Genomic DNA, 12597 nt, shown 5'->3' with positions numbered 1-12597 from the left:
TGCGCAGGACCGCCTTGAGCTCCCCCAAGCCGGACAGGTCACTGCTGGCGATGACGACACCTCCTCGGTCGTACCTACGGCTCTCACGCTACAGGCACACGTTCCGGCCGGCCGTGTCCCGCCGCACCGGCATACGCGAGGTTCTTTCACTTTAATGCAGGGCTCGGTACGGTGAGTCGTGTCCAGCTCACGTGCCGCACAGCGGGCCCGCTACGACCGGGCCACCGCCCACCTCGATCCGCCGTTCGCGATCGTGGACCTCGATGCGTTCGACGCCAACGGTTCGGCCTTGGTCGCGCGGGCGGCCGGCAAGCCGCTGCGGGTGCCCAGCAAGTCGGTGCGGGTGCGCGCGCTCATCGAGCGGGCCCTCGCCCGGCCGGGCTGGCACGGCGTCATGGCGTTCACTCTTCCGGAGGCCGTCTGGCTGGCCGCGCAGGGCACGGCGGACGACGTCCTGGTGGCCTACCCGACCGCGGACCGGGCGGCACTGCGCCGGCTGGCCACCGACGAGAAGCTCGCCGCGACCGTCACCGTGATGGTCGACAACATCGCGCAGCTCGACCTGGTCGACGCCGCGATCCCCGCCGCGGAGCGGGCCGCACCGGTGCGGGTGTGCATCGACCTCGACGCCTCCTGGCGCCCGGTGAACGGCGTCCACATCGGCGTGCGGCGCTCGCCCGTCCACAGCGCTCGCCAGGCCGGCGAGCTGGCCGCCGCCATCGCCGGGCGGCCCGGTTTCCGGCTGGTCGGCGTGATGTCGTACGAGGCGCAGATCGCCGGTCTGGGTGACGCGCCACCCGGCCGGCCGGTCCGCGGCGCGCTGATCCGGCTGATCCAGTCCCGCTCGTACCCGGAGCTGGTGGCCCGGCGAGCGGCCGTCGTCGCCGAGGTGCGCAAACACGCCGAGCTGGAGTTCGTCAACGGCGGCGGGACCGGCAGCGTCGCCGCGACGGCCGGCGACCCGGCGGTGACCGAGGTGGCCGCCGGATCGGGGCTCTTCGGCCCCTGGCTCTTCGACGGGTACCGCAGGTGGCGCCCGCAACCCGCCGCCTTCTTCGCGCTCTCGGTGGTGCGCCGGCCCGACCCGCGGCACGCCACGGCCCTCGGCGGCGGCTGGATCGCCTCGGGCGAGACGTCGCCCGCCCGCCAGCCGCTGCCCTGGCTGCCCGAGGGGCTGCGGCTCATCGGGACCGAGGGTGCCGGCGAGGTGCAGACGCCGCTGACCGGGCCGGGCGCGGCCGGGCTGCGCGTCGGCGACCGCGTCTACTTCCGGCACGCCAAGGCGGGTGAACTGTGCGAGCACGTCAACGAGGTACACCTCGTCTCGGGCGACACGATCGTGGACGTGGTACCGACCTACCGCGGCGAGGGCAGAGTGTTCCTGTGATCCGATGGCGGCAGGCGATGGCGTCGGCGCTCTACGGCCCTGAGGGCTTCTTCGTCCGGCCGGGTGCCGCACCCGCCGCCCACTTCCGGACCAGCGCGCTGGCATCGCCGCTGTTCGCCGGCGCGATCGCCGCGCTGCTGCGCCGGCTCGACGCCGCCCTCGGCCACCCCGACCGGCTCGACCTGGTCGACGTCGGTGCCGGTCGCGGCGAACTGCTCCAGGGTGTCCTCGCGGCGCTGCCCGCACAGATTGGACGGAGGGTCGCGCCGGTCGGCGTGGAGATGGCGCCGCGCCCGGCGGACCTGCCACCCGCGATCGCGTGGGCCGAGTCGCCGCCCGAGGGCGTCAACGGCCTGCTGATCGCGACGGAGTGGCTCGACAACGTCCCGGTGGACATCGTGGAGGTGGATCCGTCGGGGCGCCCGCGGTATCTGCTGGACACGCTGGCAGCGTCCGGCGAACCGCTGGACCCCGCCGACGCCGCCTGGCTCGATCGCTGGTGGCCACTCGACGACGCGCCGCCGGGCGCGCGGGCCGAGATCGGCGGTCCCCGGGACGCGGCCTGGGCGTCCGCCGTCGCCGGCGTCGAGCGCGGGTTGGCGCTCGCCGTCGACTACGGCCACGTTCGCGACCGCCGCCCGCTCCTCGGCACGCTGACCGGCTTCCGGGAGGGCCGGGAGGTCGAGCCGGTGCCGGACGGCCGCTGTGACCTCACGGTGGCCGTGGCACTGGACTCGCTGGAGCACCACCTGATGCTCGACCAGCGCACCGCCCTACGGCTGCTGGGCGTCGACGGCCGGCGGCCGCCCCTGGCCCTGGCCTCGTCGGACCCTGTCGCCTACGTGCGCGCGCTCGCCCGGGCCGGCGCGGCGGCCGAGCTCACCGACCCGGCCGGCCTCGGGGGTCACTGCTGGGTGCTGCGTTGGGTATGACGATTGGTCACACCAGCGGTACCCTTGTTGCCCATGACTGCCAAGGTGACCCTGTCGTTCTCCGACCAGACCATCGCCGACGCGCGGCAGTGGGCCGAGCGGGAGGGCGTGTCGCTCAGCGCCTGGATCGACCGGGCGGCGCAGGAGCGTGTGCTGCGGGAGGTCTTCTCGGCCCACGCGGAGGCGGTGCGCCACGCGAAGCTCGACCTGGAGGCGGCCGCACTCGCGGACGAAGAGGAGATCGCGCTCGTCGACGCCGAGATCTTCAGCGGGCGCCGTGCGGCGCGGTGAGGTCTGGCTCATCAAGGGTGCCCGGGAGCGGCTCGGGCTGATCATCAGTTCAGACGTCTTCAACAGCACCGACGTGCCGGTGGTCATCGTCGTCGAGGTTACCGACCGGGAGGAACTGCGCGACTCGCCGCTCGCGGTCGAGCTCGACGACCTCGTCGTCATGCCCGACCGGCTGTCGTCGCCGCTCAAGCACTGGTTCGTCGAGCGGGTCGCGGTGGCCGACACCAGCACCATGCACAGCGTCTCGCGCGCGTTGCGCATCCTGCAAGACCTGTGACACAAGTGGCGCTCGTAGACTCGGCAGCATGACCTCAGAGCTGACGGTCGGGACCGGCACCGGGCTGGAAACGGCCGACATGGTGCTCAACATCGGACCACAGCACCCGTCCACCCACGGCGTGCTGCGGCTCAAGCTCGTCCTCGACGGCGAGCGGGTGGTCAGCGCCGAGCCGATCATCGGCTACATGCACCGCGGCGCCGAGAAGCTCTTCGAGGTGCGCGACTACCGGCAGATCATCATGCTGGCCAACCGGCACGACTGGCTGTCGGCGTTCTGCAACGAGCTTGGCGTGGTGCTCGCCGTCGAGCGACTCATGGGCATCGAGGTCCCCGATCGCGCCGTCTGGCTGCGCACCGCCCTCGCCGAGCTCAACCGGGTGCTCAACCACCTCATGTTCCTCGGCTCCTATCCGCTGGAGATCGGTGCCATCACGCCGATGTTCTACGCGTTCCGAGAGCGCGAGACGATCCAGGCGGTCCTCGAGGAGGCGTCCGGCGGCCGGATGCACTACATGTACAACCGCGTCGGCGGCCTCAAGGAGGAGGTGCCGGCCGGCTGGACCACCCGCGCCCGGGCCGCCGTCGACCAGGTCCGCCGTCGCATGCCCGACCTCGACAACCTGATCCGCCGCAACGAGATCTTCCTGGCCCGCACGGTCGGCGTCGGGGTGCTGCCGGCGGCCGACGCCGCCGCGTTCGGCGCCTCCGGTCCGGTGGGGCGGGCCTCGGGGCTCGACTTCGACCTCCGCCGCGACGAGCCTTACCTGGCCTACGGTGAGCTGTCCGTCCCCGTCGTGACCCGCACGGCCGGCGACTGCCACTCCCGGTTCGAGGTGCTGCTCGACCAGGTCTACGTGTCGCTGGACCTCGCGCAGGCCTGCCTCGACCGGGTCGACCAGCTAACCGGGCCGGTCAACGTGCGGCTGCCGAAGGTCGTGAAGGCACCGGAGGGCCACACGTACGCCTGGACCGAGAACCCGCTCGGCGTCAACGGCTACTACCTGGTGTCCCGCGGCGAGAAGACACCGTGGCGGCTGAAGCTGCGCACCGCCTCGTACTCCAACGTCCAGGCCCTGTCGACGTTGCTGCCGGGCACGCTGGTGCCCGACCTCATCGCGATCCTCGGCTCGATGTTCTTCGTGGTCGGCGACATCGACAAGTAGTCAGCCACGGGCCGCGCCGATCAGCGCCAGCGGTCGTCGTTGCCCTCGAAGTCGACGATCTGGCGGGCCGCCCGGCCGCGCGGCTCGTCGCGGCCGCCGTTCCAGCCGTACTCCTCGTCCTCGCCCGACGGGCGGGCACGGCGGGAGACCCGCTCCTCGTCGCGCGCCGGGTTGGCCGGACCCGGGGTCCACCGTGACGCCGGCTCGGCGGGCGCGGCCGGCAGCGCGGCGGCGGCGCCCGGCAGGCCGTGCCGCTCGCGGCGGACCTCCGACCAGCGTGTGCCGCCGGTGTCGTCCCGCCGCGCCTGCGCAAAGCTGCTCTCCGACCAGTGCGCCCCGTCCTCGCGGGCCTGGTGCCCGGGCCGCCCGGCGTCGCGGGCCGGCTCACGCGCGGAGTGCTCGACCCAGGCGGTGTCCGCGTCGGTGGTGCCGTGGCGCCCTGTCCGCTCGTGCTCGCCCGACGCCCAGTCGCGCTCGCGCTCCCGGCGGGCCGCCGAACGGCGCGGGCTCTCCCAGCGCGGCTCCTCGGCGCGGTCGTCGCCGGCGTAGAACTCCTCGTGCCGTACCGTCGCCCAGCGGTCCTCGATCCGCACGTGAGTGCCGGTCTCGTCGTTGTGCACCGCCGCCCGGCGCTCACCCATGCGCAGCTCGTGGCCGCCCCGCTCGTCGCTGTGCACGGACGCCCACCGGTCCGTCGTCCGCACGCCGGTCACGTTGCCCTCGTCGTCGGGGTCGTACGCCCGCCGGCGCCCGCTGCCGCGCGACTGGCTCTCCGGCCGGTCCGCACCCCCGCGCGCCGTCCCTTCGCGGATGAGCCGCTCGGTCCAGGACTCCTCGCCGGAGGCGCCGTCCCGTCCGGGCCACGACTCCTCCCCCGCCACGGCGGCCCGTCCGGGCCGCTCGATCCACTCCGAACGCTCGGAGCGTTCGGAGCGTTCGGAGCGTTCGGTGCGCTCGGACCGGTTGATCCGCTCGGCACGCGGCCCCGGGTCGCTCCGGTCGCCGCGACCGGTCCGGTCGCTCCGGTCGCTCCGGTCGCTCCGGTCGCCTCGTTCGGCCCGGCCAGGCTCGCCCCAGCCCGGCTCGCCGCGGCCGCCGCGACCCTCACCACGGTCGGGCCCAGGATCGGGGGGCCCGCCGCGACCGGCCCGCTCCGCCGGATCACCGGCGCCGCGCACGCCGTGGCCGCGCTCGGCCCGGTCCACCCAGTCGCCATGGCCGGCGCGCTCGTCGCCCCACTCGCCGGATCGGTCGGCGCCGCGCTCCTGCCGCGCGCCCCACTCCGCGCCGCCCTGCTCGGGCCGGTCGCCGCGCTCCGAGCGGTCCGGCCGGCGCTGCTGGGGAATCTGCGGGATCTGCGGCCGGGCGCCGTAGACGGTGCCGTCGCGCCGCTGGTCGGTCGGATCGACGACCATCGTCTTGGTGGTGACCTGCACGGTCTCGGTGTGCCGGAGCACGCCCTGCGGCACCGACGCGGAACCCGTGTGGTGCGGCGGCTGCGGGTGCTGCGCGGCACGCTCCAACTGACCGCGCATCACGTCGACCTGGTTGCGCAGCGCGTCGACGGTCTCGTGCAGGACGTTGATGCGCTCGACGAGCTGGCCGTGGGTCTGCCGCGCCGCGTGGGTGATGTCGCCGCGGATGTTGTCACGTAGCGTGTCGATCTCTTCGTAGAACAGTTCTTCGACCTCGCCGCGCACCGAGTCGCTGTCGCGGCGCAGCGCGATCGACAGCCCGATGAGAAGGACGACGAGGACGGCCAGCACCGCCGCCACCTGCAGGACAAAGCCGTCCCCGATCAGGAGCAGCAGTGCGGCCAGCGGAGTGAGGCCGACCCCAGACCAGAAAAGGATCTGGAGCAGCTTGGCGCTCCGCAGTCCCCCGGTGGTTTCCGCGGCCGGCATGAGCACAGACCTTACCCAGTCTTCAGCACAAGCGAAATGCCCGTCCGTCCCCGCTTCCGGCGCGGAGACGGACGGGCATGCCACCCGCTTGCGAGGGTCAGCCGAGCGAGCCGTCCGACGAGAAGACGAGCGCGATCGAGGCGTTGCCCTTCTTCAGCGCTTCCTTGCTCTGCGGGCCGCCGGCGTCGAGGCTCAGCACCTTGCCGAACTGGATGCCGTAGGTCTTCTCCAGGCCCGGCTGGCAGAACGGCCGCTGCGGGCACTCCGCCGGACCGCCCAGGACGGTGGCCTGGCCCGAGCACTTCGTGGCGAAGTCACTCAGCGTCTTCACGCCGTGCTTGCTGGCGAACTCCGTCGTCACCGCGAACGCGTTCTGGTCCGCCGCCTTCGACGCCTTGCCGAAGGCCAGGCCCTGCTTGGTGCCCAGGCCCTTGAGCGCCGCCACGGTCTTGTCCAGGTCGCCCGACGCGAGCGGCGCGGCCGAGGCCCCGTTGACCTGGCCGTTGATGAACTCGGTCAGGGTTCCGGCATACTCCGGGACGACCTGGATGTCGCCCTTGGTGAGCTGTCCGAGGTACACCTCGCGCTTGCCGATCGTCTGCACCGTGGCGTCGAAGCCGGCGGCGTCGAGGACGATCTCGTAGAGAGCGCCGAGCGTGGCGCTCTCCGAGAAGTCGGCGGCGCCGATCTTGATCGGTCCGCCCTTGCCCTTCTCGATCCCGGTGGTCAGGTTCTCCGCCTTGGCGAAGCCGTCGGCGGCCACCTTCGAGGTCTTGCGGTCGACGTCGACCGCCTTGTTGAGCTGGATGAGCTTCTCCGTCGTCAAGGTGTCGGAGACCTTGTCCAGCGCGGCCACCAGGGCCGGATCGGCGGCGTTCGCGTTGATCGCTGGGATGATGTTGTCCGCCGTCTGGAGTTTCTTGTCGTCGTCGAGGACAACGAGCTTGTCCCCGGCGGCCGGGGCGCAGCCCGCCCCGCTCACACTTGGCGGCGCCTGGGTGCCCGAGGAGCCCTCCTCGCCACAGGCGGCGAGGCCCAGGGTGGCGAGGCCCAGCAGGACCCCGAGCGTGGCGCGCATGGCAGTTTGCAAAATGGCCCGCCTTCCGTGTCCCGGCGCGATCACTTCGACCGGCCGCGTTTCCGACGGACGGCGCTATCGGCAATGAAGTCCGCCCGCTTCCGACCAGGCAACTCCGCCGGTGGACAATCGGCAACCGCAAGCAGGCACGTTTTCGTAACGACCTGTCATGGCGGCGCTCACGTGCGGCCCGCTGCCTGCCGCAGGACCCTCGGTGTGATCTTCCGCTCCACCAACGCCATCAACCCGTCGATGAGCAGCGCGAGCCCGGCGACGAGCACCGCACCGGCGAGGATCTGGGCATCCCCGCGGCCCGGGCCGAGACCGAATCCGGCCGAGATGATGGTGCCGAGCCCGCCGCCGTTGACCAGTGCCGCCAGGGCGGCGGTCGCGACGACCTGGGTCGTCGCGATGCGCAGGCCGGTGGCCAGGTAGGGCACCGCCAGCGGCAGTTCCACCCGCCGGAGCATCTCCGACTCGCGCAGCCCCATGCCGCGGGCCGCGTCGCGGACCTCCGGGTCGATCTCGCGCATGCCGGTGTAGGCGTTGGCCAGCAGCGGCGGCAACGCGAACACGGCCAGCGCCACGACCACGGCCGGCTCGCCGATGCCCAGCGGGCTCAGCGACAGGATCGTGAGCAACGCGATCACCGGCACGGCCTGGGTCAGATTCGACAGCAGGACCACCACGCCGGAGGCTGAGCCGCGCCGTCCCAGCCAGATGCCGAGCGGCCAGGCGATCAGACAGCCGAAGAGCACCGCCAGGAACGAGATCTCCAGGTGCTCGCGCAGCCGGACCAGGATGCCGTCGGGGTTCGTCCAGTTCAGCGGGTCGTTGAACCAGACGACCATCGCGTCGACGGCGTTCACGCCCGGCTCCTCGTCCACGGGGTCAGCGCCCGGCTCAGCGCGATCAGCAGGACGTCGAGGACCAGCGCGAGCCCGACGCAGACAAGTGCGGCGGTGGCGATCTGGGCCTTGTAGAAGTTGTTGCGGAAGCCGCTGAGGATCAGCCCGCCGAGGCCGCCCTGCGAGCCGACCGCCGCGCCGACAGTGACCAACGCCACTGTCGAGACCGTCGCCAGCCGCAGGCCGGTGAGGATGCCGGGCAGCGCGAGTGGCAGTTCGACACGCAACAGCCGCGCCACCTTGCCGTAGCCCATCGCGGTCGCCGCTTCGCGCACGTCACCGGGCACCTGTATCAGGCCGGTCAACGAGTTGCGGATGAGGATGATCAGCGCGTACAGCACCAGCGCCACGATCACCGGGGTGCGTCCGGTCCCCAGGAACGGAGCCAGGAACGCCAGCAGGGCGAGCGACGGAATCGTGTAAAGCACGCCGGCTGATGTCAGAATCGGCGTGGCGATCGGGCGCACCCAGTACGCCAGCACCGCCAGCGGGATGGCGATGGCCGCGGCGATCGCCATCGTCGACACCGTGATCACCAGGTGGTCGACGAGCGCGTCGCGGATCGTCTCGTAGTTGTCCCGGACATAGGGCCAGGAGAGCCAGGGATTGCCCGCCTCACCGCGAGCCAGGAAGGACATGCGTGGACGGTACCGCGAAGCCCGGCGCCACGCCGATCACGCTCGATCGGTTGCGCAAGGTGTACCCCGACGGCACCGTCGCGGTCGACGAGCTGAGCCTGGACGTCGACGGCGGTGACGTCACCGTCCTGATCGGCCCTTCGGGCTGCGGCAAGTCGACGGTGCTGCGGATGGTCAACCGGCTCATCGAGCCGAGCGGCGGCCGCGTGCTGGTCGGCGGCGAGGACGTGACCCGCGCCGACCCGGTGCGGCTGCGCCGGACGATCGGCTACGTGATCCAGAACGTGGGCCTGTTCCCGCACCAGACGGTCCGCACCAACGTGGGCACCGTCCCGAGGATGCTCGGCTGGGACCGCAGGCGGATCGCCGAGCGCACCGACGAGCTGCTGGAGCTGGTCGGCCTGCCGCCGGGGCAGTATTCGGGGCGCTATCCCCACGAGCTGTCCGGCGGGCAGCGGCAGCGGGTCGGGTTCGCCCGAGCCCTCGCCGCCGATCCGGTGGTGCTGCTCATGGACGAGCCGTTCTCCGCCGTCGACCCGATCAACCGGGGCCGCTTGCAGGACGAGTTCCTCCGGCTGCGGGAGGCGGTGCGCAAGACCACGATCCTCGTCACGCACGACCTCCACGAGGCGGTCAAGCTCGGCGACCGCATCGCGGTGCTCTCCGATCACGCGCACCTGGAGCAGTACGCGACGCCGGCGGAGCTGCTGGCCAAGCCGGCGAACGAGTTCGCGGAGCGGTTCGTCGGCGAGGATCGCGGGATCATGCGCCTGTCGGTGACCCCGATCCCGCGGGCCCGCCTGCGCCCGGCGGCCGAGGCGGGCGACGACGCCCCGCGGGTGCCCGCCGGCGCCACGCTGCGGGAGGCGTTCGGGGCGATGCTGGCGGCCGGGAACGGCGCCGTGGTGGTCACCGACGACGGCGCCCCGATCGGCGCGCTGACGGCCGCCGATGTCCAGGTGCTCCTGGCCGAGTCCAACCCCGCACCCCCCTCATTGCGTTGATCATGCAGTTGTGGTGCCGCAACACTCCCGAGATGTCCGGGTTTGTCAGCCACCACAACTGCATGATCAACGCGGGTTGGACTACGGACGGCGCCCGGCCATCGAGGCGAGGCCGACGATCCAGCCGACGATGAGGCCGTAGCCGGCGCCGCCGCTCGCCGCCAGCACGGCGGAGGCGACCGAGGCGTTGGCCAGGATGAACGCGGTGACGAGGGCGGCGAGCGCGGCCGCGAAGATGTATGCGGCCCAGCCGGTCAGGATCGCCGAGACGGTGCCGCGCGCGCTGGCGAGCTGCGCGCCGGCGAGCAGTGTGATGAACAGCGCCGTGAACACGACCACCAGGATCGCCTTGAGGTCGGCGGCGAGCAGGTCACGCACCGAGGCGTCGGTGTCGAAGCTCCAGGCCGGCCAGGCGAGGGTTTCCAGGAAGAGGCCCCGGTTGCCCGATTGGACCCAGTCGACGTACCACGGACTGCCGAAGATCAGCACCAGCAGGAAGGCCACCAAGGTGCCGGCGCCTGTCGCGGTGCGGTAGCGCGATCGGGTGACTGCCATGCCCCGAATTAGACCCGGGAAACAAAAATCTCAAACAGAAGCAGGTGACTGCCTGAATGTCATTGGCAAAGGATCACGGATTGGACATCAGGTAGTCGATGAACGCGGCCCGGACGAGCGGCTCGTTTTCGCCGTAGTGGTGGTCGGTGACCTCGCGCCACAACGCGACCGCGTCGTCGATCGTCGCGTCGAGCGACCCCAGCCAGCCGTCCTGCGTGTCCTTGTCGCTCTGCGTCACCAGCGTGAGGAGATTCCAGAAGAACTTCAGGTCACGCCGCCGGCGGGCCTGATTGAAGGCGCGGTCCCGCAATTCCTCGGTGGACAGCGCGTCGAGCTCGGCCAGGCGGGTGTCGGTCATGACCAAAGCCTAGCGCTACCGCCCGTCGACGACGCCGGCTCGGTGTGCACCGGTCAGCGCGCGCCCCAGCGTTCTTCGGCGCCCCAGCCGTCGTCGGTCGTACGGGCGGGCAGTTGGCTCGTCCAGCCGCTGGTCCGCGACGACGACCACGCCTCGTCGTCGCGCTCCACCGGCAGCGTCACCGGTGGCGGGGTCCAGGCACCGTCGGACTCGTCGTCGGCCGTGCGCGGCCGGCCGAACGTCTCCACGAGGCGGGTGACGACCAACCCGACTGCGATCGCGGCACCCGCGAGGGCCAGCGGCGCGACGCCCCACTTCTCGGCCGCCGAGTAGCGCAGGAGCAGCGTGATCACGGCGACCGCGAGGATCGTGCCGAAGATGCCGCCCCGCCGGCCATAGGCCGAGGTGCCGCCGACCAGCGCGGCGCCCAGCGCCAGGCCGGTCGTCGCGAGCCCGGCGGCGGACATGCCGCTCTGGCTCGTGATGATCTCACGGGTGTCGAGGGCGGTCAGGACTCCGGCGACCGCCGCGAGCAGCGCGGAGCCGGCGATCGCCAGGCCGGTGATCGTGGCGGCACCGCCGCCGCGCCGCCGGGCCGGGTCGGACACCGGACGGAACCGGCCGACCCCGCGCCGGACGGGCCGGGCCAGGCCGATGAGGCTGCCGGCGACGGCGATGACCGCCACGGCGAGCAGCCACCACAGCGCATGGTCGTGCGGGTCGTACGCACCCGTGACGACCTTCGCGCCGTGCTGGTCGGCGATCCAGGCCATGAGCGCCAGCGCGACAGCCAGGCTGACGGCCCAGCCGGGGACGTGGAAGCCGACGACGAGCACCGCGACGACCACGCCGACGCCCAGCGCGACGAGTGCGGTGATGCCGGCCGTCATGGCGAGGCCACGATCGGAGTTGTCGGCGAAGAACAGCGACGCGGCGTAGGCGATCGGGCCGATGGCCAGGTTGGCCGCACCGGCGCGCAGCGTGAGCCCCATCGCGACGGCGACCAGGCCCAACTCGGCCCCGGAGAGCATCAGCGACTCGAACTCGTCGCCGCGCAGGGCCGCCGGCCGAGCGTCGCGCAGCAGGTAGAGCAGCGCGGCGGCGGCGAGGAGCAGGACCAGCTCCCACAGCGCGTGGACGGCCAACCGGTCGCGGCCGGGCTCGCCGTGCTCCGGGTCGTCGAAGACATCGTCGAGCTGCGCCGCGCTCGGTGTGGCCCGCCGGGCGGCCAGGCCAAGTGTGCTCTCGCCCGGTGGCACGCTGTAGTCGGACGAGGCCGGATAGGCACCGGGTGTGTAGACGGACTGGTTGGACACGCCGAGTGTGGGCGCGTCCTCGGGGACGCCGCCGGAGCGGAAGTCCGACTCCTCACGGAAACCGGGCTCGCCACGGAACCGCGAGTCGTCGTACGCCATCGGTGCGCCTCCTGCCAACCGGACCGTACGGGTCGCACAGTAACCGCGGATCGTGACCAGCGACAGTCCCCAGGCCCGGAAGACCGCGATGTTGCCACGGCCGTCGATCGATCCGAGCCGGCGGCTACGCGACCTGGTCGTCCTCGGCCCGGTCGGCCCCGTCCTTGCGGCCCTGCCTCGGCAGGTCGGTGTCGCGCCGGCCCGGAGGGACGCGGCAGGAGCGCTCCAGCCACAAGGCCGCGGCGACCAGCACGATCGAGGCGGCGACGCCCAGCAGGGCCTGCGGGAGGTTCTCGGAGACCTTGGCGAGGACACCACGCTGCGTGAGCAGCCACGAGGACATGCCGATGTAGACGCCGCCGAACAGGGCCGCGACCAGTGCCGAGGCCTTGCCGAGGACCGCGTATCGGGCGATGACCAGCGGTTGCAGCGGGCCCGCGCCCGCTTTGCGCAGGATCCGGTTCCGCGTCGAGTACGCCTCGAAACCCTCGAAGATCGCGAGCCCGATGAGCGTCAGCGGGGGCAGCCACGGCAGCGTGGGCATGTCGTTCCACAGGTTGCTGATGCCGATCCAGGACAGCGCCGTCGTGGCGAGCGCCGCGATGGCCAGCGTGGCCGGACGGGTGGGCTCCATCCGGCCCTTCGGACCGTTCGCGTTGGGATCGTCGGGTGGCGGCGTGGCCAT

Annotated in this window: 14 protein-coding genes; 6 read left to right on the top strand and 8 right to left on the bottom strand. The window is 72.3% G+C overall.

Annotated features, from left to right (window positions below; translation table 11 throughout):
* The first annotated feature begins 178 nt into the window (after positions 1-178).
* From Drose_RS02770 to Drose_RS02750, 5 genes are read left to right on the top strand one after another with little or no spacing between them, the layout of a single operon-like run.
* Positions 179-1387, top strand: a complete 1209-nt coding sequence (locus Drose_RS02770; protein ID WP_260726599.1) for an amino acid deaminase/aldolase — start codon at positions 179-181, stop codon at positions 1385-1387.
* Between the two features lie 17 nt (positions 1388-1404).
* Positions 1405-2319 (top strand): SAM-dependent methyltransferase, encoded by a 915-nt coding sequence (locus Drose_RS02765; RefSeq protein ID WP_260729585.1) that lies wholly within the window; start codon positions 1405-1407, stop codon positions 2317-2319.
* A gap of 33 nt (positions 2320-2352) precedes the next feature.
* Entirely contained in the window at positions 2353-2610 is a 258-nt protein-coding gene (locus Drose_RS02760; RefSeq protein WP_260726598.1) for a DUF6364 family protein, read from the top strand.
* Entirely contained in the window at positions 2597-2887 is a 291-nt protein-coding gene (locus Drose_RS02755; RefSeq protein WP_260726597.1) for a type II toxin-antitoxin system PemK/MazF family toxin, read from the top strand. The genes Drose_RS02760 and Drose_RS02755 overlap by 14 nt, the downstream gene beginning before the upstream one ends.
* A 28-nt stretch (positions 2888-2915) precedes the next feature.
* Positions 2916-4052 (top strand): NADH-quinone oxidoreductase subunit D, encoded by a 1137-nt coding sequence (locus tag Drose_RS02750; protein ID WP_260726596.1) that lies wholly within the window; start codon positions 2916-2918, stop codon positions 4050-4052.
* Positions 4053-4072: 20 nt separating this feature from the next.
* Here the strand turns inward: Drose_RS02750 and Drose_RS02745 are convergent, their stop codons facing one another.
* The 4 genes from Drose_RS02745 to Drose_RS02730 all read right to left on the bottom strand — a co-directional run bounded on the left by Drose_RS02745 (position 4073) and on the right by Drose_RS02730 (position 8580).
* Positions 4073-5956 carry a hypothetical protein gene (locus Drose_RS02745; protein WP_260726595.1) on the bottom strand — a complete coding sequence of 628 codons (1884 nt, stop codon included), beginning with the start codon at positions 5954-5956 and terminating at the stop codon, positions 4073-4075.
* Positions 5957-6053: 97 nt separating this feature from the next.
* Positions 6054-7034, bottom strand: a complete 981-nt coding sequence (locus tag Drose_RS02740; protein ID WP_260726594.1) for a glycine betaine ABC transporter substrate-binding protein — start codon at positions 7032-7034, stop codon at positions 6054-6056.
* A gap of 179 nt (positions 7035-7213) precedes the next feature.
* Positions 7214-7885 (bottom strand): ABC transporter permease, encoded by a 672-nt coding sequence (locus Drose_RS02735; RefSeq protein WP_260729584.1) that lies wholly within the window; start codon positions 7883-7885, stop codon positions 7214-7216.
* 14 nt (positions 7886-7899) lie between these two features.
* Positions 7900-8580, bottom strand: coding sequence for an ABC transporter permease (locus tag Drose_RS02730; RefSeq protein ID WP_260726593.1), 681 nt, complete (start codon positions 8578-8580; stop codon positions 7900-7902).
* A 2-nt stretch (positions 8581-8582) separates the two neighbouring features.
* Here Drose_RS02730 and Drose_RS02725 point away from each other — a divergent pair, with 2 nt between their 5' ends.
* Complete coding sequence (locus Drose_RS02725; RefSeq protein ID WP_260726592.1) at positions 8583-9584, top strand: ABC transporter ATP-binding protein; 1002 nt, start codon at positions 8583-8585, stop codon at positions 9582-9584.
* An 81-nt stretch (positions 9585-9665) separates the two neighbouring features.
* On the opposite strand, the gene Drose_RS02720 is transcribed toward Drose_RS02725, so the two are convergent.
* The 4 genes from Drose_RS02720 to Drose_RS02705 form a co-directional block, all read right to left on the bottom strand.
* On the bottom strand, positions 9666-10139 hold the full coding sequence (locus Drose_RS02720) for a hypothetical protein (RefSeq protein ID WP_260726591.1): 474 nt from the start codon (positions 10137-10139) through the stop codon (positions 9666-9668).
* A 73-nt stretch (positions 10140-10212) separates the two neighbouring features.
* Positions 10213-10497 carry a hypothetical protein gene (locus Drose_RS02715; protein ID WP_260726590.1) on the bottom strand — a complete coding sequence of 95 codons (285 nt, stop codon included), beginning with the start codon at positions 10495-10497 and terminating at the stop codon, positions 10213-10215.
* 53 nt (positions 10498-10550) lie between these two features.
* Positions 10551-11912 carry an ABC transporter permease gene (locus tag Drose_RS02710; RefSeq protein ID WP_260726589.1) on the bottom strand — a complete coding sequence of 454 codons (1362 nt, stop codon included), beginning with the start codon at positions 11910-11912 and terminating at the stop codon, positions 10551-10553.
* A gap of 124 nt (positions 11913-12036) precedes the next feature.
* The gene (locus tag Drose_RS02705; protein ID WP_260726588.1) at positions 12037-12597 is read right to left on the bottom strand and encodes a DUF3180 domain-containing protein; all 561 of its coding nucleotides are present in this window, start codon (positions 12595-12597) and stop codon (positions 12037-12039) included.

This window comes from Dactylosporangium roseum, assembly GCF_025264685.1.
GTDB lineage: Bacteria > Actinomycetota > Actinomycetes > Mycobacteriales > Micromonosporaceae > Dactylosporangium > Dactylosporangium roseum.
Note: the sequence above shows the minus strand (reverse complement) of the source record. Positions and strands in the feature narration are given on the sequence as shown.